This is a genomic window from Ancylobacter sp. FA202, assembly GCF_000380205.1.
Classification (GTDB): Bacteria; Pseudomonadota; Alphaproteobacteria; order Rhizobiales; family Xanthobacteraceae; genus Ancylobacter.
In genome coordinates this window covers 3,731,051-3,749,719 of the sequence record NZ_KB904818.1, presented here as the reverse complement: position 1 = coordinate 3,749,719, position 18,669 = coordinate 3,731,051, and the positions used below count along the sequence as shown (strand labels likewise).

Genomic DNA, 18,669 nt, shown 5'->3' with positions numbered 1-18,669 from the left:
TTCGGGGATGGCGAGGATTTCGTGGCGCGTCGATGTGACCCGCCAAAGTGGCCGCGCCATCCTCGTCCGACCGGGCCCTGTCGTAGCGTGCTCTGTCGCCGTCGATCTGCCGATTGTTCCGACGCAAGCGGCCGCATCATCACGTCCCGGGACCGACGCGCCAACTGAAGGGGGGCATTCGTTCCAGCTGCTTCATCGTCGACAATGTCAGGCAGGTGCGCGATGGAATTTTCTTCATATCTTGCCTATGTGCTGGTCAGCGCGGCGCAGAGCGCGACACCCGGCCCATCGACATTGTTTCTGGTGAACAATGCCCTCGCTCTTGGGTGGCGCCGCGCCTTGGGGGCCTTGAGTGGCGATCTTGTCGCCATCGGGCTGCTGGCGACCCTGTCGGTGGTGGGAGTGGGCGCTCTTCTCTTCGCCTGTCCCATCGCCTTCATGGCCCTGCGCCTGCTGGGCGCGTCCTACGTCATCTGGCTCGGGTGGAGCTATATTCGCTCCCCCTCGCCGCAGGAAGGGGCGCCCGCGACGGAGACGGCCCCCACACGAGGCACTCTGGCGCTCTGGCTCCAGTCTTTCGGCGTGGGGATCAGCAATCCGAAGGCCGTCCTGTTCTTCGCCGCCCTGTTCCCTCAATTCATCCCGGCGGAGAGCGGGCCGTTCGTGCTCGTGCTTCTGGTTGTAACCTTCGTCATCGTGAAGCTCGTCGTTCTCGGTGGCTACGCGCTCGGGGCACGGCACCTCGTCCGACGGCTCCGCAGGCCTGAGCATGCGCGGCGCGGACGGATGCTGACCGGCATCATCTTCATGGTCTTCGGGGCGCTGATGATCGGTTCCGCCCTGACCGCCAGCTAGCGTGCGGCCATCGGGAAGCAGGCCCTTGTGATGAAAGCCGGGCGAACGCGACGCTCAAGAGCATAAGCCACAAACAATGCTGGCCCATGAAAGACCTTCGTGCGGCCGACACCCTACTGGAAAGGCAAGTCGATGGCTGAAGCGAGCCTTGGGGAGATGATCGGACCTGCGGTCGTCCTGATGGGGGCGGCTGTCGTCGCCGTGCCGCTGTTTCGGCGGATCGGGCTGGGATCGGTGCTCGGCTATTTCGCTGCCGGCCTGCTGGTCGGGCCGTCGGTGCTGAGCCTGATCACCGATGCCGCGTCCATTCTTCATTTCTCCGAACTCGGAGTGGTGATGTTCCTGTTCGTGATCGGACTGGAACTGCGCCCGCAAAAACTCTGGGCGATGCGGGGTCAGATCTTCGGGCTGGGGTGTGTCCAGGTCGCGGCCGCGACCGCCGCCCTGACCCTGACCGGTGTGGCGGTCTTCGGACTTTCCGGCCCGGTCGCCTTCATCGCCGGCGCGGGCTTCGTTCTTTCTTCGACCGCCGTCATCATGTCGGTGCTGCAGGACCGGGGCGAGCTCGCCAGCACGGAAGGCCAGAAATCGGTCGCGATCCTGCTGTTCGAGGACTTGATGATCGTGCCGCTGCTGGCGGTGGTCGCCTTTCTGTCGCCGCTGTCGCAGGGGCAGGCCGGATGGACCGAGATCCTGGTCGCGGCGGCGGCGCTGGTGGCGCTGCTGATCGTGGGGCGCTGGGGGCTCAACCCTTTCTTCGCCCTGCTGGCGCGCGCGCGAACACGGGAGGTGCTGACGGCCGGGGCGCTGCTGGTTGTGCTTGGCGCGGCTCTCCTGATGGATGCCGCTGGCCTTTCGATGGCGATGGGTGCCTTCCTTGCCGGGGTGATGCTGTCGAGTTCGAGTTACCGCCACCAGATCGAGAGCGATGTCGAACCGTTTCGCGGCCTGCTCATGGGCCTGTTCTTCCTCGCTGTGGGCATGTCGCTCGATCTTTCCGTCGTCGCGGCCGAATGGCAGCTCCTGCTGGCGATGCTGGCGGCGTTCACTGTGGCGAAGGGCGTCATGGTCTACGCGGTCGCACGCCTGTTCGGCAATTCCAACCATCAAGCCGTGCACCGCACATCCATGTTCCTGCAGGGCGGCGAATTTGCCTTCGTGCTCTACGCCGCAGCAACATCGGGCGGCGTGATTGAGGCGCGGGACAATGCGTTGTTCGTCACGGTGGTGATCCTATCGATGGCGATAACGCCGCTGTTCATGATAGCCGCAGACCGGCTCTTGCGTACCGGGGTGTCGATGGACGGCGTCGATGTCGCGCACGATTTGAAGGGGCGGATGCTCCTGATCGGCTTCGGCCGCTTTGGCCAGATCGCCTCGCAGCTTCTGCTGTCCAGGGGTATCGACCTTGCCGTCATCGACCGGGACCCGGACCGCATCCGCGACGCTGCCCGATATGGGTTCAAGGTTTTCTTCGGCGACGGCACCCGGCTGGACACGCTGCGCCAATCCGGTGCGCGTGAGGCGGATGCGATCATGGTCTGCATCGACGACCCGAAGGCGGCCCTGCAGATCGTGGAACTGGCGCAGCATGAATTCCCGCAGGCGAAGCTTCTGGTGCGCAGCTTTGATCGCGAACACGCCGTCGAGCTAATCCGCGCGGGCGTCGACTATCAAATCCGCGAAACGGTGGAATCCGCCTATCGGATGGGAGCGGAGGGCCTTCGTGCGCTGGGGTTTGCCGAGGTCGACATTGAGGAGGCGGCTGAGGACATCCGTCAGCGCGACGCAGAGCGCCTGTCGGAGCAGGTCCAGGGCGATGCCATGTCCGGCCTGGATCGGCTGCTCACCAAACCGATCCCGGAGCCACTCGGCAGAGCCTCGGTTAGCAGTCCGGCCGCAAAGCAGAACTGACGGTGCTGGCCGCTGATGCTCAAGACGGACGAAAACCCCGAGCAAACGCCGATAGAGGTGTTCGACGGCTTTCGGACGGCGCTGGCCGGCAATTGCGCGCCGTCGGTCCGCGCTCACCCGTCGGGCCCGTTTTTTCGGCGTCGACTGTGAAGGCTTCAGGGGATGCTGACCGTCAACGCCAATTCGCTGAACGCAGACCTACGGGCTTTCGTCATCCACTGAGGCGGGCGTGCTGATCGCGGTCCCACCGCGCGGATGTTAGCGGGCGTTATTGCCAGAGTGGCCAGACCGTCAGATGACGGTTCCAGTTCGGCTATGCTCAAGCCAATTTCCCGAGGGATGCAGACGGCTACGGGGCCGGTGGCAGACCTGCCGCTATCGGGACTTCAAACGAGGAGCGGACATCTCCCCCCGATGAATCGCCGAGGGCGAACTGACCCAAAGGCTGTCTTCGGAACGTCCGTTTCTAGGTCCATTTCAAATTGATGGGTAGTCCGCCGCTAGCTGGGAGGGCGATTCAAGTTCCGTTCGTGAGCCTCGGAATTAGCGGGCAGACCTGTCCTCGATCCCGGCCTCGATCCAGGCGTGGGTCTGCTCCAGGATCTCGTCCGAAAGAGCGGGGTCATCAATGGCACGGGCGAGGATGACGGCGCCCACCATCGCCGCCCAGCTGCCGATCGCGGTGCGGCGCCTCTCTGCCGGATCCGCCTCCGGGAGGGCCGTCTCGATACGGGCGATCTGTGAGCGCAGCCCTTCCGTCATCGCTTCGCGTGCCGCGGGGGACTGGTGGCGGAGGGCCGCGGCAAGTCCCGCCGTGGGGCAACCCGCTGCCGGGTTGTCGCGATGGCGCGGCGAGAGATAGGCCTCGAGATAGGCGCGGATTTCGGTGTCTCCACCGGCGTCCGCCGCGAGGACATGGGCCAGTGTCTGCGCGACCAGATCATCCTTTGAACTGAAATGCCCATAGAAGCCGCCATGGGTGAGCCCGGCGGCCGTCATAACCCCGGCCACGCTGACGGCGTCAAACCCCCTGTCGCGAAACAGCGAGCTGGCGACGTCGAGGATGCGGCGGCGGTTCTCTGCCATCTGCTCGCGGCTGACCTTCATTGCAAATTCCTCCGGCGCGTCGTTGACAGTTACATGACGATGATCATATTTAGGATCAATCATGATAATCATCATGTATATGAGCACGCATTGAAGAGAGAGCAACCCATGGCCGCCCATCCCTCCGTTCTCGTCACCGGCGCCTCGACCGGCATCGGCGCGGCTTATGCCGAGCGTTTCGCCCGCCGTGGGCATGATGTGGTGCTGGTTGCCCGCAACACGGCGCGCATGCAGGCGCTGGCGGCTCGCCTGCGCGAAGAGACCGGCGTGGCGATCGACATCATCACGGCCGACCTGACACAGCCCGCCGACCTCGCGATCGTTGAGGCCCGCCTGCGCGACGACGCCCGCATCGGCATCCTGATCAACAATGCCGGCACCGCCATTGGCGGCAGCTTCATCGAGCAGAGCACTGACGCCGTCGCGCAGTTGCTCGCCCTCAACACCACCGCCGTCCTGCGGCTGGCCAGTGCCATCGCGCCGCGTCTGGCACAGGCCGGCGCGGGCGCGATCGTCAACATCGGCTCGGTGGTCGGGCTGGCGCCGGAATTCGCTATGACGGTCTATGGCGCCACCAAGGCTTTCGCGCTGTTCCTGTCGCAGGGGCTCAGCCTCGAGCTCGGCCCCAAGGGCGTCTATGTCCAGGCGGTGCTCCCCGCCGCCACGCGCACCGAGATCTGGGGGCATGTCGGCGCGGACGTCGACGCCATGGCCGGGGTGATGGACGTCGAAGAACTCGTTGACGCGGCGATGGTCGGCTTCGATCGCCGCGAGGCCGTCACCATCCCGCCGCTGCCCGATGTGGAGCAGTGGAACGCCTTCCAGGCCGCGCGTCAGGCCATGCTGCCGAACACCCGCCAGGAACACGCCGCCGCGCGCTACCGGACGGCCGACTGAGCCTTCGCCCAGCCGAGCCCAGCCACGGCCCGCCCACCGGAGGCGGGCTCGGCACTAATCCAGAGAGCACACCATCATGAAGGCCTTCATCCTCGACAAGTACAAGAAGCGTGGCGCCCTGCGCTTCGGCGAGATGCCGGAGCCGGCGGTGGGCGATGAGGATGTCCTGGTCGAGATCCACGCCGCCGGGCTCAATCCGCTGGACACCAAAATCCGCGATGGCGCCTTCAAGCCCCTCCTTCCCTATCGCCCGCCCTTTATCCTTGGACACGACATGGCCGGCATCGTCGCGCGGGTCGGGTCCGACGTCCGTCGTTTCAAGGTGGGCGACGAGGTCTATGCCCGCCCGCGGGATGGCCGCATCGGGACGTTAGCGGAGCGGATTGCCGTCCATGAGGATGATCTCGCGCTGAAGCCGAAAAACCTGACCATGGAGGAGGCGGCGTCCATACCTCTGGTCGGGCTCACCGCCTGGCAGGCCCTGGTCGACCGCGCCGGTCTGCGCAAGGGGCAGAAGATCCTCATCCATGCGGGCTCGGGCGGCGTCGGGACATTCGCCATCCAGCTGGCCAAGCATCTGGGCGCGACGGTCGCGACGACCACCAGCACCGCCAATGTCGATCTGGTCACAAGCCTCGGCGCCGATGTCGTGATCGACTACAAGACGCAGGACTTCGAGAAAGTCCTGTCGGGCTACGATGTCGTCCTGAACAGCCTCGGCGGCGACACGCTCCAGAAGTCCTTGAGCGTGCTGAAGCCCAGCGGGAAGCTGATTTCCATTTCCGGCCCCCCGGACGCCGATTTCGCCCGGCAGAAGGGGCTGAACTGGGGGCTGCGGCAGCTCATGCGCCTTCTGAGCTTCGGCATTCGCCGGAAGGCGAAAGGCCGGGGGCTCGCCTATTCCTTCCTGTTCATGCGGGCGGATGGTGGGCAGTTGAACCAGATCACCGCGCTGATCGAGGCCGGGGCCATTCGCCCGGTCATGGACCGGGTCTTCCCGTTCGGCGCGACCAATGACGCCTTGGCCTATCTCGATACCGGACGGTCCAAAGGCAAGGTCGTCGTCAAGCTGAAGTGACGGCGGTTTCGCCTTCCCCTGACGCATGGCCGGCCCTTCGACGCCGACCATCGGTGACTAGTTGGGCCGCGATGGCGGCCCGTTCCCTCGTCCGCAAACCGGATCAGCAGCGATGTCCTCAATATCTCCAAAAACGGCTCTCGTGACGGGGGCGTCGTCCGGCATCGGCCGGGCGAGCGCCGAAGCCCTGGCGCGGGCGGGCTTCACCGTCTTCGGCACCAGCCGCAAGCCGGGCGCAACCAGCTCGGGCCCGATCACGATGCTGGCCTGCGATGTGACGGATGAAGGCTCGGTAGCCGCCCTTGTTGCCGAGGTGCTCGCGCGCACCGGGCGCATCGATGTTCTCGTCAACAATGCAGGCGTCGGCATGTTCGGCGGCGCCGAGGAATCCACGGTCGCGCAGGTTCAGCGCCTCTACGACGTCAATCTGTTCGGCGTTGTCCGGGTCATCAACGCGGTGTTGCCGTCAATGCGGGAACGCGGGCAGGGCCGCATCATCAATCTCAGCAGCGCGCTCGGGTTCATCCCCGCGCCGTATTCGGCCCATTATGCCGGAAGCAAGTTCGCCGTTGAGGGCTATTCCGAGTCGCTGGATCACGAGGTCCGCGCCTTCAATGTCCGCGTCGCCCTGATCGAGCCCGGCACAGTGACCGGCAATTTCGACCAGAGCGCGCTGGAGCCGGACGCCACGAAGTCGGAGTATGATGGCGGCCGTGCCTGGGTGCATGACTTCATCCGGAAGTCGCTGCCGAAGGCGGTTACGCCCGAAGAGGTGGCGGAGGCGGTGCTTCGGGCGGCAACGGCGCCCCGCCCCAGGCTGCGCTACCCCGTCGGCAAGGTGGCGAAGCAGGTCAGCCTGCTGCGCCGCTTCATGCCCGCGTGGCTGTTCGACAAGGCGCTGCGCCAGCAGTTCGGCCTGCCAAGTTGAGGGAGCTGCGGACTGGTACTTACTTACCGCGGCTCAGTCTGCGGAAGACCAGCACCGCGCGCGAAGCCAGAATGTGGCGATGAATGCGGGTAGGCCAGTTGGCACCGGGGGTGACGTTCAACCTTGGCAGGACGGGTGCTGTTCTTCGGCCCAATGTCCGTTTGTGGACGACCCGACTATTTCCGCTTTTGGCACGAGGTTAACTGCCTGCCGTTTGTCGCGAATGTCCGCTTCTGGACCGCGATCGCTCCCAGATCAGTGACCGCAACGGCGGCGCAAAGCGGACGTTGCTGAAAGCGCAGTGGAGTGGCAGCTATGAGTCGGAACCGCCACCATTTTCACTCGTGGCGGGCTTCTTCGAACGCCTGCATTCCCTTATCCTTCCAAAGGCTGCGCGCTTGTTCTCCCTGTTCACGGCTGAGTTTGTCGGCCATCCAGAGGAGCGCGCCGTAGATGACCGCGCACCTACATGCCGTCACGATCGGAAACCTCGTACATTTTGGCTTTTGGTTTCAAACACTTGAGTGCTGCATCGGCGACCATTTCGGGCCTCCTCGCGGAAAAGTGTCGTCACGCGGTTTTTGGAGGCCGATGGCGTAGCCGGAAGGTGGCCCGCATCGGGCCGTGTGGCCAGACATGGTCGGCGAGGTAGTCCGGCTTTCCAGCACCGACCGGTCGGGCACCAGCACTGTGGCCCGGCGCACCTGCGGCAGCAGGCGCTCATGATCGAACCAGAGGAAGTCGTGCGCGGCCACGCAGGCGATGGCGTCCAGCCCCGGCAGCTGTTCTGCCGCCCGCGCCAGGATGCGCAGGGAATCGAGCGTATTGGTGAGGATGGCCGAAGGCCGCAGCGTCAGGACGCGCCGCACAAGCGACCGAGCGGCACGCGCGATGAAGTTTCCCCGCGTGGCATCCACTGCATGGATGTCCAGCCGAGGGTGCGCCATCTGCCGAAGCCGCTGGAGATGCAGCGTGTTGCAGGCGAAAACCGTGACCCGTCGCTCGGCGAGCAGCAGGGGCAGCAGGATTTCGACGTTGCGCTCGGCGCCGCCATATCCTGTGGCGACCGAGAGGATCAGCAGCGGCGGGCGGGCCGCAGGGGTGGCGGAATCGTGCAAGGGGTTTTCCTGCTTCATCCAGGAGCAAGGTTCGGTGAGGGCGTGTCGTCAGCCGGGGCGCGGCAGTATCGCGCCCGCAGCAGGCGTTCACCCTCGTCGGCGATGCGGGCGGCCAGCGCCGCATCCGTCAGCAGCGCCGCGCAATGGAGCGCGAAGAGTCCGGCGCGATCGGCCACGAGCACGTGCCGCCCGGGCTCGACCTGCAGCCCCCGGACAGCATGCGAGGTGGCCACGGCGTCCTCATTGGGTGGATAGAACAGCGCGCCGACGAAGAGCAGGGTGCGCCCGCCTGCCGGGGGCGGTGACGGAACGTGCGGCGCGTCGGCAACGATGCGGTTGGGGCTGATGCGCACCTCGCCCATGCCCGGCAGGCGGGCGAGGCGGGTGGCGTCCTCGACGGCGGCGAGGTGAACGGTGCGGTAGGTAGGCAACAACAGCCGCTCGAGCCGGGCGTACCGCCGCGATTGCAAAGGCGCGCGGCGGCAATGCGCAAGCGTCCGCGCCGCAGCGCCAGGCCGGCCAGACCGCGCCGCGTGGCCGATTCCCAATCATCGCAGTCCATCTCGGCCACGGCTCGCCACGCGGGCGGCAGATGCGATGCGAGGTCGTGCAGATAGAAGCGGAAGATCTCCGGTCCTTGCGTGACGATGCGCGGAAATGCGACGTGTCCATCATCCACTTCGTGGCCGAATACTACCCGCACTTCATCGGGCGCGAGTGCCGCCGGGGCACGCGCTGCGTGCTCGGCCATACCGTTTGGGAGACCGACCGGCTGCCGGGCCACTCGCCGGCGCTGATCAATCGGCTCGATGCCGTGATCGTGCCCAGCGAATGGAACCGACAGGTCTTCCGTGACAGTGGCGTGGTGATCCCGATCTGGGTCGTGCCGCATTTGCCCCGGCCCGAGCGTGCGGCCACTGTCGAAGACCGGGTGCGGCTGCAGCGACGCCTGCCGCCGTTGCCGGGCCGGCGGATCTTCTACACCGTCTCGACATGGCTGGAGCGCAAGTCCATCGGCCCGCTGGTGGCGGCCTTCGCCGAGGCCTTCAGCCACGACGATCCCGTGGCGCTTGTGATCAAGACCAGTGTTCACGATCTGGAGCGCGTGCGACGCGATCCCGGGCATGAGGGCGAAAGCGTGCCGGTGCTGCCGCAGTTCGAGGCGATGATCGGCCGCGCCGTGCTGCGCCAGGGCCGCCTGCCGCCCCCCCCATCTGCCTGCTCACCGACGATCTGCCGGATTGCGAGCTGCACGCCCTGCATGCGCTGGGCGACTGCTTCGTGTCGCTGTGCCGCGCCGAAGGCTGGGGTCTCGGCGCCTTCGAGGCCGCCTGTGCCGCTCGCCCGGTCGTGATCACCGGCTGGGGCGGGCCCACGGCCTTCCTCCGGTCCGATGCGGCCTATTTCGTGGACTGGTCCATGGCGCCGGTGCGCCCCGGCGAGGCCAATGCCAGCTACACGCCGGACCAGCGCTGGGCCGAGCCCGACATGAGCTCGGCCGTGGCGGCGCTGCGCGCTGTCGCGGCCGATCCTGCCGAGGCGGCGCGGTGCGCTGGCCGCGCGGCGCATCCGGCATTCCATCGTGCCGGCGGCGGTTGCCGATGATCTGCTGCAGCGCCTCGCCACCCTGGTGGCGGGCCCGCCGGCTGCGAAACCTCGTGCCAGCCTGCCAGGCCGGGCGCTGCGCCGGGCCCGTGCCGCACTAAGGAGCGTATTCGCCGCCAGGTGAAGGCGCGGGACACCGGCCGCATGAGGCGCCTCCGGAGAAAGCCTCTCGGCGCGGCTCTCGAACGCTGTTGCGAGGCCATCCGCTCAGTTGAGCTTTTTGCCCCGGCTCGGCGGATCAGGCTGCCGAGGCGGCCAGTTGATGAGCGTTCAGCGCGACAGGCGGTTCTCGTCATCGATCAGGACAAGGCGAGCGGGGGCCGCGGCCGCCCAGCGCCAGAGGACCAGATTCAGATCCTCCGCCGTCGCGCCGGGCGCAAAACTGCGCACCAGCAAGCCATTATGGCCGGCGTCGATCAGGCGGCGGGCAAAGGCCTGTGTCCGGGCCTCCCCGGTGGCCCGCATTTCATCGCGCCAGCCGGCAGCGGCGAGCGCGGCCGTATCCATGCCCTCGCTCATGAGCGCGGCCGTATCGCGGCCGTCGAAAATCCGATGGATCTCGGCCTCGTAGGAAACCAGCGTCGTCGGCTGCAGGTTGCCCACCTGGTTGGCCTCGCGCAGCGCGGTTATGACCGACAGCGATGTGTAGAGCGCCGGCACGCCCTTCGCATTGAAGCGCCCGCCATAGAGTTCCGCGCCACGGCCCGACAGCGGCTCGCGTGCATGGATCGGGTTCAGCGCCCGATAGAGCTTGCCGACATACTGCATGCGTGGTCAGGCGTGGATGCCGGCATCGACCGCGTCGATATAGTCGAGCACGTCGTCGGCTCGGCCCATCCGCACCAGCTGCATCGCCGTCTGGCCGGAAAATCCCGACAGAGGCTCGGAGCGATACCAGGCATACGCCATCAGTGCCGAGCCGACGCGCGGCTCGACCTTGTTGATGATCTCGACCATCTCGCGCAGGCGACGCTGGGTCTTGTCCGAACGGATCCGGTCCTTGCGCTGGATCGCATCCCGGCCAAGCCCCGTCGTGCGGGCGATTTCGTCATTCGTGGTTCGCAGCGTCTCGGCGATCCGTCGCGGCGCGAAAATGCCGTCATCCGCATATTGGGCCAGACTCATCGCTCAGGCCTCCCTGCCATTACGCCATCAATATTGACGCAATATAACGTCAGATGGAGTGGCATTCAAGGAGGGATCGCCCGCAAGGTGCGGCGGGCGGGAGGCGGCCGCCGCTGTGGGCGGCGGCAGAGGTGGCACGGCCCTCAAACCCGGGCCGAGCGATCAGCACCGGGCTTCGTCCGTGCGGCCGGACTCGAACAGGAACCAGCTGCGGCGCTCGGTCTCGTCGATCCAGTTCTCGATCAGGCTGGCGCTGGCGACATCGCCGTGCTCGTCGCACAGCGCGTGGGTGGCGCGCAGAAAGCCGGTGAGCGCGACATTGTCGCTGCGCAGTTCGGCGAGCATGTCCTGGGCTGTGACGAAATCGGCGTCATTGTCCTCAAGCCGCGACAGGCGGGCAATATGGCCGACCGAGCGCAGCGTCGTGCCGCCCAGCTTGCGAACGCGTTCCGCGAGTGCGTCGGTCATGGCGAAGATCTGGTCGCCCTGCTCGTCGAGCATCAGGTGGTAGTCGCGGAAATGCGGGCCTGAGAGGTGCCAGTGGAAATTCTTGGTCTTCATGTAGAGCGTGAACACATCGGCCAGCAGGGTGGTCATGGCGGCGGCGAGGTCTACCACCGCGTTGGAGGGCAGCGAGGTAGGCGTCGCCAGCGGTGCAAGCCGGCGCTTCTTGGTGGCTTCGATGTCCATGACAGGCTCCATTGGGGTGGGTTCGGGTTGCGGTATTCGAGACATGGCAAGGCTGAACATGCGCCGCAGAGGGGCGTTCGTCTTGCCAGCTCGAACGGTCAGGGCGTGCTGGCGGAGCACGTCTAATGTGGTCGAGGCTGGCCTTTGAGCGCTTCAAACACGAAGCCCATGATGGTGTCGGCGTCGAAAGGCTTGGCGAGGAAGCCGACGGCCCCGGCCTCCTCTACCCGCCGCCGTACCCGCTCCTCGGGAAAGCTGGTGATGAAGATGACCGGCAAGCCCGTGCCACGCGCACGCAGAACATCGAACAGTTCGATGCCGCTCATATCAGGCATCTGAACATCGGTGATCACGCAATGGATCTCCGCCATTCTCGACGAGGCGAGAAAGGCTTCTGGCGAAGCAAAAGCGCTTGTCTTGAAGCCGAACGAGCGGACAAGGCTCTCGGTTGCCACACGCACCGAGTCATCATCATCGATGATGGCGATCATCGGAACGTCAGACACGAGATATTCCTTTCGCGGTCAAAGCGGCACGCCTTGGCGCGTCCCCGCAAGAATGGCGCGAAAGATCCGAAATTCACATTATACTCAGGTTTGCAATCTACGCCTTTGAGATGCCAAGGCCGAGTGTTTCCGCCATTCGCACCAGATCCGCCAGGGATTTGGCGTTCATTTTACGCATCACATGGCCGCGATGAATCTTCACGGTGATTTCCGAGAGATGGATCTGCGCGGCCACCTGTTTGTTCATCAGCCCCGAGGTCACCAGCGCCATGACTTCCTTCTCGCGCGCGGTCAGCGACTGGTACAGCGCGCGGATATCGGTCGAGGCCTTGTCCGCCTCGCTCTGCCGGCGGTCGTTCTCCAGCGCCGTCGCCACGGCATCCAGCATGTCCTGGTCGCGGAACGGCTTGGTCAGGAAGTCGACCGCGCCCGCCTTCATCGCCCGCACCGTCATCGGGATATCGCCATGCCCCGTCATGAAGATAATCGGCATGTTCATGGGCGATGTCGCGATCTGCGACTGGAAGTCGAGCCCGCTGACGCCCGGCAGGCGGATGTCCAGAACCAGGCAGCGCGGCACGGCGGGGGGCTTGGCGGCAAGGAGTTCGGCGGCCGAGCCGTATAGCTCGACGCGCAGCCCAACCGAGCGGAACAGGCTGCTCAGCGCCTCGCGCAGCGCCTCGTCATCATCGACCACGATCACCGTGGGCGCGGCAGGAGCGGCGGGCGTGCGGCTGGAGGAAGAGTTGGAAATCACGGCACCAGTTCCTTCAGTGCGGGCAGTTTGACGGTGAAGCTCATCCCATGATCGGCATTGGCCACAAACGAAATACGTCCGCCATGGGCTTCGATGATGGAGCGGCAGATCGACAGCCCCATGCCGAGCCCTTCCTTCTTCGTGCTGTAAAAGGCGGTGAAAAGCTGGCTCGCGCTCTGCGGGTCAATGCCGATGCCGGTGTCCCGCACCTCGAGCGTGGCGGTGCCCTGCCCGCCGCCCTCGCGGGCCCCGCGCGTGGTGATCGACAGCGTGCGGGCCCGCCCCGTGACGCCGGCCATCGCCTGTATGGCGTTCATCAGCAGGTTGATGACGACCTGCTGCAACTGCACGCGGTCGCCTGATATGTCGGGCAGCGCGGCGTCGAGCGCGAGCCCGACGCTGACACTGTGCGAGGCAGCCTCCCGTTCCACCAGCGCCAGCGCGTCCTCGACGATCTCGTTCAGACTGAGCGGCATGTGGTCGGGGTCGGCACGGCGCGCCAGCGCCCGCAGGCGGGCGATCACATTGCTGGCGCGCTTGCCATTGCTGATCATGCGCTCCACCGAGGCGCGGGCTTCGCCAAGGTCCGGCACCTCGCGCCCGAGCCAGCGCAGGCATGCCTCGCCATTGGTGACGACGGCGGCAAGCGGCTGGTTGACCTCGTGAGCGATGGAGGCGGTGAGTTCGCCCATGGTCGCGACCCGCGTCGCGTGGGCAAGCTCGGTCTGGGCCTTTTGCAGCATCGCTTCCGAGCGTTTGCGTTCGGTGATGTCGTTATTGGTTTCCATCACCGCGACCGGGCGGCCCGCCTTGTCCATCTGCAACGACCATCGACTGACAACGGTCACCTGCGTGCCGTCGCGCTTGAAATGCGTCAGCTCGCCGGCCCATTGGCTGTCCGCCAGCAGCGCCGCCTGGATACTGGCCGGCGTGTCCGGAAACCGGGTGCGCAGCAGGCTGGCGGCCGTCTGCCCAAGGGCTTCCGCCCGGCTCCAGCCATAGAGCTGTTCGGCGCCCTGGTTCCAATAGGTGATCCGGTCGGCCATATCGCGCACGAAGATGGCGTCATGGGTGAGGTTCAGCAGGTTGGCCTGCTCGCGCAGAGCGGACGTCACCTGCTGATTTCGCAGGGTCAGGAGAGAGGTGATTGTGATGGCGGAAAGGCTCACGCCCAACCGAACCAGCGCCGAACTGTCCCAATCATGCTGGTGCACGATCAGGAAGCTGATGGTGGTGAGGGCGATGCAGCCGCCCGAAACCGCCAGCACGCCGCGACGCCCGAGGAAGTGCGCCGACGGCATGATGACCGCGACGTAGAGGACGGCAATGGCGGTGTCGAGCGGCGTGAGCGTATCGACGGCAAAGATCGGTGCGGCCATGATGAAGGCGATGACCGGGAAGAAATAGGGAGAACCTGCACCGTTCTCTCCGCGCGTACCCTTTATAGCCACGTGCCCCCCTTGCCGCCGCCGCTGTACTCAGCTCGTCATGACGTATCGTCAGATCGCGCATGACGGTTCAACCCGCCACGTAAAGCTTTCTCGTTCGCACGGTCTAGAATGGAAGCGAGAAAGAGGACAACGGGCGCCCTCCCCTGGCCGGCGGGAGCAGGCCATGGCCCCGGCCGAGCCCGCGTGGGCCCATGGCCGGCTGCCGGATCGCCATTGGCATGAGCGGCAGATCAACGGAATATACCAAGGTATGAAGGCGGGCATCCAAGAGCATATTGAATGAAACGCTCGTACAATTTTGCGTGGCGACAATACGTCTACTCTCATCTCATCGAATTGCCTGATGATCTTGAGAGGATTTCAGATGCACTCCCCAGTCGCCACCACAACTGTAAACGGCGTGTATTGCGAAACCACTGAGCGTCTCCAGGAAGCAGACGGCCATATCGATGCTCTGGACCGCAATGCGCGGGCCCGGGCGGCCCTGCCGAAATGGCGCCTCAAGCGGGTTGTCGAATATGTGAACATGAATCTCGGCGAGCGCATCACCCTCGCCGACATGGCCGCCGCGGCCGGGCTCAGCCGCATGCATTTCGCCGCGCAGTTCAGGCTGGCGACCGGGCAGCGTCCGCACGACTTCCTCCTGCACCGCCGCATCGAGATGGCGCAGGAGCTGCTCGCCGGAACCAACCAGCGCATCATCGACATTGCGCTGGCGGTCGGCTTCCAGACGCAGGCGCATTTCACCACCGTGTTCAAGCGCCTTGTCGATAACACGCCGCGTCAGTGGCGTTTCACCGAGGCCCGCCGCTTCAAGACCCAGAAGGCCCAACAGGCGCCGCGTCGCGACCTCGCCGCCCTCAGCCCTATGAGCATCGTGGCCGCCGGCTGGCAGGGCACCGCACGGGCCACCGAGGCGCGCCCCGCGACCGGGTTCTGACACGGCGCCGTGGAACGCACGGCCCTCCCCCCTCCTACACGCCGGCGCGTCCGGCACCGGCGTGGGCCTGCGACACCGCCAGTGCTTCCATGCCGTGCACGCCCGCAGAAAAGCACGGGCGCCGGCGCCATCGCATCGTCATTTCGCGATTGCAGATAGAACGCTAGAACTTTTCTCGAGCGATACAGCTGCCATTCGCGGAAAACGTGCGGATCATCACGACTTTCCTGCACCTTATCGAAAAGGTGCAAGAATATCTTGAGCTTCAACACCTTCCATCAAAGGAATATCGCCATGGGTTACGTTACCACCAAGGACGGCGTCGACATCTTCTTCAAGGACTGGGGCCCGAAGGACGCCCAGCCCATCGTCTTCCATCATGGCTGGCCGCTGTCCTCCGACGATTGGGACGCTCAAATGCTGTATTTCCTCGGCGAAGGCTTCCGCGTCGTCGCCAGTGACCGTCGCGGCCATGGCCGCTCGGCGCAGGTGAGCGAGGGCCATGACATGGACCATTACGCCGCCGACGTCTCGGCCGTGGTCGAGCATCTCGACCTGAAGAACGCCGTCCATATCGGCCATTCCACCGGCGGTGGCCAGGTCGCGCGCTATGTCGCCAAATTCGGCCTGCCGCAGGGCCGCGTCGCCAAGGCCGTGCTGGTCGCCGCCGTGCCGCCGATCATGCTGAAGACCGAGGCTTATCCCGGCGGCCTGCCGATGAGCGTGTTCGACGGCTTCCGTTCGGCGCTGGCGGCCAACCGCGCCCAGTTTTACGTCGATGTCGCCTCCGGCCCGTTCTACGGCTTCAACCGCGACGGCGCCAAGGTCTCGCAGGGCGTGATCGACAATTGGTGGCGCCAGGGCATGATCGGCAGCGCCAAGGCGCATTATGAGGGCATCAAGGCCTTCTCCGAGACCGACCAGACCGCAGACCTCAAGGCGATGACGGTTCCGACCCTTGTCCTGCAGGGCGATGACGACCAGATCGTCCCCCACAAGAACGCCAGCGCGCTGCAGGCGGAACTGCTGCCGGACGCCACGCTGAAGGTCTATCCCGGCTTCCCGCACGGCATGCTGACCACCCATGCCGACGTCATCAACCCGGACATCCTCGCCTTCATCAAGGGCTGAGTGATCGACCGACCGTCCTCCCAAGCTGCGGCGATGCCTTGACGGGCATCGCCGTTTTTTTTCGTCGCGACGAGACAGCCGAGATCCCGCCGTGACCGCCGGAGCTGTGCCGCCAGCCATCGCCGCACCCCGCCGCCAGGGTGGCCGCTCGCCGCGTCGGCGATAACGAAAAGGCCCGGCCTGCGCGTTGGGCGCGGGCCGGGCCGAGTGATGTGGACGGGCGGGGCAACGGGTCAGAGCGGCATCATGCGCTGGACGGAACCATCATATGTTCCGGGCGCCGGCCGCCTGATGGATCGCGGCGACAAGGCTGGCGACATCGCGCTCGCCATCGTACCGTACCCCGTTGATGAACAGGCTCGGCGTGCCGTTGACGCCGCTGCGCACGCCGCCCATGAAATCGGCGCGGATATGCGCGTCATAGCGGCCGTCGAAAGCGGCCTGGAGGGCCTCGGCGTCGAGATCGAGGGCTTTGCCGTAGTGCCGCAGATTGGCGTCGGCAAGTGCATCCTGGTGCTCATACAGCATGTCATGCGCTTCCCAGAACCGCCCCGCGCTGCCGGCGGCTTCGGCAAACTCGGCCGCGCGGCCGGCATGTGGATGGGACTCTACGATCGGGAAATGCCGGAACACAAAGCGCAGCCTGTCGCCCACGGCGCGCTGCACCGCCTTGAGGATGGGATAGGCCTCGCCGCAATAGGGGCATTCGAAGTCACCATATTCGACCAGCGTTACCGGCGCGTCGGCCGGCCCTTCGCTATGGTCGTGCGCGCCGACCGGCGTGGTGAGACGGCTCATGACCGGGCTCCCTGTGTTGCCTGAGGTTGCAGCGCTTCGAGGGCGGCGAGGATGCCGTCGGCGCCGGGATTGATGCCCACGGGGGAGACATAGCTCCAGCGGATGATGCCCTCGCCGTCGATGACGAAGAGCGCGCGCTCCGTCGTGCCATCCTGGTCGCGATAGACGCCATAGCGCTGCGCGACCGCGCCCTTGGGCTCGAAATCGGCCAGCAGCGGGAAATGCAGGTGGCGCTGCTCGGCGAAGGCCGCGTGACACCAGGCGCCATCGACCGAGATGCCGAGGAGCTGCGCGTCGAAACGGTGAAATTCCGGCAGGATCGCGTTGTAGAGACCCATCTGGTCGCCGCAGACCGGGCTCCAGTCGGCGGGATAGAACGCCAGAATGACGGGGCGACCGCGCAGATCGCTGAGCGATAGGGTCTGGTTCGGCGTCGCATTCAGCGAAAACAGCGGCGCCGTTGCCCCGGCCGCAAGGGCCGTGGTTCGCGTCGCGTTCGCAGGTGTGGCGAGGGTGTCGCTCATGGGGATATCCCGGCAAGAGGTGTGGAGATCAAAGGGCTGCAAGCGATCACCGGCTTGCTCATGCAAAGCCTTCGTCGTTGCGTGGTGTCCCGCATGTGGCGCGCCACTGCGATCAACGAATAGTTTCATCAATAGCCAAAACGTAATAGTATACGTCTGTATACAATTGGTGCGCGAGACTGAAATTCATCGCAAGTGGCGGCGATATGGGATTTTTATTTAGTGTATTCGCACGAATGAGCGCGTGCGCCGGGCTCAGCGAAGCATGGCTGGCAGGTTCTGCGCCATGAAGTCCACGAAGGCGGCCAGCTTGACGGGAAATCCGGGGCCGCCGGGCCAAACGGCGGAAACCGCGCGCTGATTGGCCGTCTGGTCGGCAAGAAGCGGCCGCAGCGTGCCGCTTGCGATGTGCTCGTCGGCCCAGAAGCTCGGCAGGCAGGCGATGCCCATCCCGTCCAGCGTGGCCATCAGCAGCATCGCATAATGGTCGGCCACCAGCTTGTTGGACAAACCGGCATTCACATGCGCGTTGTCCGGTCCGAGCGGCCAGGGGTCGATACGCCGGCTGGAGACGTTCCGATTGCGCAGGCAGGCATGGCCGAGAAGATCGTCGATCGTTTGCGGAACGCCGCGCCGTTCCAGATAGGCGGGCGAGGCCACCAGCCGCAGGCTGAACACGCCGAGCTGCCGGGTGAGCAGGCGCGAATCCTGCAGCGGGCCAATGCGCAGAACGACATCATAGCCCTCCTCGACAAGATCGACGATCCGGTTGGTGTAGCTGACATCCAGATCGATGTCGGGATAGCGCGCCATGAACCGGAGAAAAACGCGGTTCCAGCGGTCGCTCACCACGGGGGCGCTGACGCGCAGCTTGCCGCTCGGCGTCGCGTGGACCGCCGAAAAGCGGGCCTCCGCCGAGGCGAGCTCGGCCATGATGCGGCGGCAATGGTCGAGAAAGACGACGCCTTCCGGCGTCAGCCCGATGCTCCGGTTGTTGCGATGGAACAGCCGGATTCCCATGCGCTCTTCCAGCCGGACGATGGCCTTGCCAATGGCCGAGGCGGTCACGCCGAGAACGCGGCCGGCCGCCGCGTAGCTGCCGGAATCGTTCACCTGAACGAATACTTCAATACCATCCAGCTTACTCATGCGGAATTCCTGTCCGCATCATCCGGCATCCGATCCCAGTTTCGCAGGCTCATTTAATTACATAGCCTCCTGCGTCCGCCGGCTGACGAAAGATCC

At 65.5% G+C, this 18,669-nt stretch carries 22 protein-coding genes and 1 pseudogene; 10 read left to right on the top strand and 13 right to left on the bottom strand.

Annotated elements, in window-relative coordinates:
* The first annotated feature begins 222 nt into the window (after positions 1–222).
* The 3 genes and pseudogenes from A3M1_RS0117165 to A3M1_RS26925 form a co-directional block, all read left to right on the top strand.
* Positions 223–855: a LysE family translocator gene (locus A3M1_RS0117165; protein ID WP_018390227.1), complete on the top strand. Its 633-nt coding sequence runs from the start codon at positions 223–225 to the stop codon at positions 853–855.
* Positions 856–987: 132 nt separating this feature from the next.
* Positions 988–2,769, top strand: a complete 1,782-nt coding sequence (locus A3M1_RS0117160; RefSeq protein WP_026221362.1) for a monovalent cation:proton antiporter-2 (CPA2) family protein — start codon at positions 988–990, stop codon at positions 2,767–2,769.
* 9 nt (positions 2,770–2,778) lie between these two features.
* Positions 2,779–2,904: pseudogene (locus A3M1_RS26925) on the top strand (alpha/beta hydrolase); the annotation flags it as partial.
* A gap of 408 nt (positions 2,905–3,312) precedes the next feature.
* Here A3M1_RS26925 and A3M1_RS0117155 read toward each other — a convergent pair.
* Positions 3,313–3,876, bottom strand: coding sequence for a TetR/AcrR family transcriptional regulator (locus A3M1_RS0117155; RefSeq protein ID WP_018390225.1), 564 nt, complete (start codon positions 3,874–3,876; stop codon positions 3,313–3,315).
* Positions 3,877–3,984: 108 nt separating this feature from the next.
* Between A3M1_RS0117155 and A3M1_RS0117150 the strand changes: the two genes are divergently transcribed.
* From A3M1_RS0117150 to A3M1_RS0117140, 3 genes are all read left to right on the top strand, one after another.
* The gene (locus tag A3M1_RS0117150) at positions 3,985–4,773 is read left to right on the top strand and encodes an SDR family oxidoreductase (protein ID WP_018390224.1); all 789 of its coding nucleotides are present in this window, start codon (positions 3,985–3,987) and stop codon (positions 4,771–4,773) included.
* 76 nt (positions 4,774–4,849) lie between these two features.
* Positions 4,850–5,851, top strand: a complete 1,002-nt coding sequence (locus tag A3M1_RS0117145; RefSeq protein ID WP_018390223.1) for an NADP-dependent oxidoreductase — start codon at positions 4,850–4,852, stop codon at positions 5,849–5,851.
* Positions 5,852–5,963: 112 nt separating this feature from the next.
* Positions 5,964–6,779, top strand: coding sequence for an oxidoreductase (locus tag A3M1_RS0117140; protein ID WP_026221361.1), 816 nt, complete (start codon positions 5,964–5,966; stop codon positions 6,777–6,779).
* A gap of 338 nt (positions 6,780–7,117) precedes the next feature.
* Here the strand turns inward: A3M1_RS0117140 and traD are convergent, their stop codons facing one another.
* The 3 genes from traD to A3M1_RS0117130 are packed head-to-tail and all read right to left on the bottom strand — an operon-like array spanning position 7,118 to position 8,331.
* Positions 7,118–7,258, bottom strand: a complete 141-nt coding sequence (gene traD, locus A3M1_RS25975; RefSeq protein WP_371258757.1) for a conjugal transfer protein TraD — start codon at positions 7,256–7,258, stop codon at positions 7,118–7,120.
* Between the two features lie 33 nt (positions 7,259–7,291).
* On the bottom strand, positions 7,292–7,897 hold the full coding sequence (locus tag A3M1_RS0117135; RefSeq protein WP_018390221.1) for a hypothetical protein: 606 nt from the start codon (positions 7,895–7,897) through the stop codon (positions 7,292–7,294).
* Between the two features lie 14 nt (positions 7,898–7,911).
* Positions 7,912–8,331 carry a hypothetical protein gene (locus A3M1_RS0117130; protein ID WP_018390220.1) on the bottom strand — a complete coding sequence of 140 codons (420 nt, stop codon included), beginning with the start codon at positions 8,329–8,331 and terminating at the stop codon, positions 7,912–7,914.
* A gap of 230 nt (positions 8,332–8,561) precedes the next feature.
* Between A3M1_RS0117130 and A3M1_RS25530 the strand changes: the two genes are divergently transcribed.
* Positions 8,562–9,251: a hypothetical protein gene (locus tag A3M1_RS25530; RefSeq protein WP_026221360.1), complete on the top strand. Its 690-nt coding sequence runs from the start codon at positions 8,562–8,564 to the stop codon at positions 9,249–9,251.
* Complete coding sequence (locus A3M1_RS0117120) at positions 9,248–9,502, top strand: hypothetical protein (protein ID WP_018390219.1); 255 nt, start codon at positions 9,248–9,250, stop codon at positions 9,500–9,502. The genes A3M1_RS25530 and A3M1_RS0117120 overlap by 4 nt, the downstream gene beginning before the upstream one ends.
* Before the next feature lie 270 nt (positions 9,503–9,772).
* Here the strand turns inward: A3M1_RS0117120 and A3M1_RS0117115 are convergent, their stop codons facing one another.
* The 6 genes from A3M1_RS0117115 to A3M1_RS0117090 all read right to left on the bottom strand — a co-directional run bounded on the left by A3M1_RS0117115 (position 9,773) and on the right by A3M1_RS0117090 (position 14,031).
* A complete protein-coding gene (locus A3M1_RS0117115; protein ID WP_018390218.1) occupies positions 9,773–10,270 on the bottom strand; it encodes an RES family NAD+ phosphorylase in 498 nt (165 codons plus the stop codon).
* Positions 10,271–10,276: 6 nt separating this feature from the next.
* The gene (locus A3M1_RS0117110; RefSeq protein WP_018390217.1) at positions 10,277–10,627 is read right to left on the bottom strand and encodes an antitoxin Xre/MbcA/ParS toxin-binding domain-containing protein; all 351 of its coding nucleotides are present in this window, start codon (positions 10,625–10,627) and stop codon (positions 10,277–10,279) included.
* A gap of 162 nt (positions 10,628–10,789) precedes the next feature.
* Positions 10,790–11,317: a Dps family protein gene (locus A3M1_RS0117105; protein WP_018390216.1), complete on the bottom strand. Its 528-nt coding sequence runs from the start codon at positions 11,315–11,317 to the stop codon at positions 10,790–10,792.
* A gap of 122 nt (positions 11,318–11,439) precedes the next feature.
* Positions 11,440–11,808: a response regulator transcription factor gene (locus A3M1_RS0117100; RefSeq protein WP_018390215.1), complete on the bottom strand. Its 369-nt coding sequence runs from the start codon at positions 11,806–11,808 to the stop codon at positions 11,440–11,442.
* Between the two features lie 112 nt (positions 11,809–11,920).
* Entirely contained in the window at positions 11,921–12,580 is a 660-nt protein-coding gene (locus A3M1_RS0117095; protein ID WP_018390214.1) for a response regulator transcription factor, read from the bottom strand.
* A complete protein-coding gene (locus tag A3M1_RS0117090) occupies positions 12,577–14,031 on the bottom strand; it encodes a nitrogen regulation protein NR(II) (protein ID WP_018390213.1) in 1,455 nt (484 codons plus the stop codon). Before A3M1_RS0117090 ends, A3M1_RS0117095 begins: the two co-directional genes overlap by 4 nt.
* A gap of 364 nt (positions 14,032–14,395) precedes the next feature.
* Here A3M1_RS0117090 and A3M1_RS0117080 point away from each other — a divergent pair, with 364 nt between their 5' ends.
* Both A3M1_RS0117080 and A3M1_RS0117075 read left to right on the top strand, forming a co-directional pair.
* On the top strand, positions 14,396–14,971 hold the full coding sequence (locus A3M1_RS0117080) for a helix-turn-helix domain-containing protein (protein ID WP_371258756.1): 576 nt from the start codon (positions 14,396–14,398) through the stop codon (positions 14,969–14,971).
* 294 nt (positions 14,972–15,265) lie between these two features.
* Positions 15,266–16,102 carry an alpha/beta fold hydrolase gene (locus tag A3M1_RS0117075; RefSeq protein WP_018390210.1) on the top strand — a complete coding sequence of 279 codons (837 nt, stop codon included), beginning with the start codon at positions 15,266–15,268 and terminating at the stop codon, positions 16,100–16,102.
* A 264-nt stretch (positions 16,103–16,366) separates the two neighbouring features.
* On the opposite strand, the gene A3M1_RS0117070 is transcribed toward A3M1_RS0117075, so the two are convergent.
* The 3 genes from A3M1_RS0117070 to A3M1_RS0117060 form a co-directional block, all read right to left on the bottom strand.
* Positions 16,367–16,900 carry a DsbA family protein gene (locus A3M1_RS0117070; RefSeq protein ID WP_018390209.1) on the bottom strand — a complete coding sequence of 178 codons (534 nt, stop codon included), beginning with the start codon at positions 16,898–16,900 and terminating at the stop codon, positions 16,367–16,369.
* Entirely contained in the window at positions 16,897–17,424 is a 528-nt protein-coding gene (locus A3M1_RS0117065; protein ID WP_018390208.1) for a redoxin domain-containing protein, read from the bottom strand. The genes A3M1_RS0117070 and A3M1_RS0117065 overlap by 4 nt, the downstream gene beginning before the upstream one ends.
* A 255-nt stretch (positions 17,425–17,679) precedes the next feature.
* Positions 17,680–18,573, bottom strand: a complete 894-nt coding sequence (locus A3M1_RS0117060) for a LysR family transcriptional regulator (protein WP_018390207.1) — start codon at positions 18,571–18,573, stop codon at positions 17,680–17,682.
* Between the last annotated feature and the right edge of the window lie 96 nt (positions 18,574–18,669).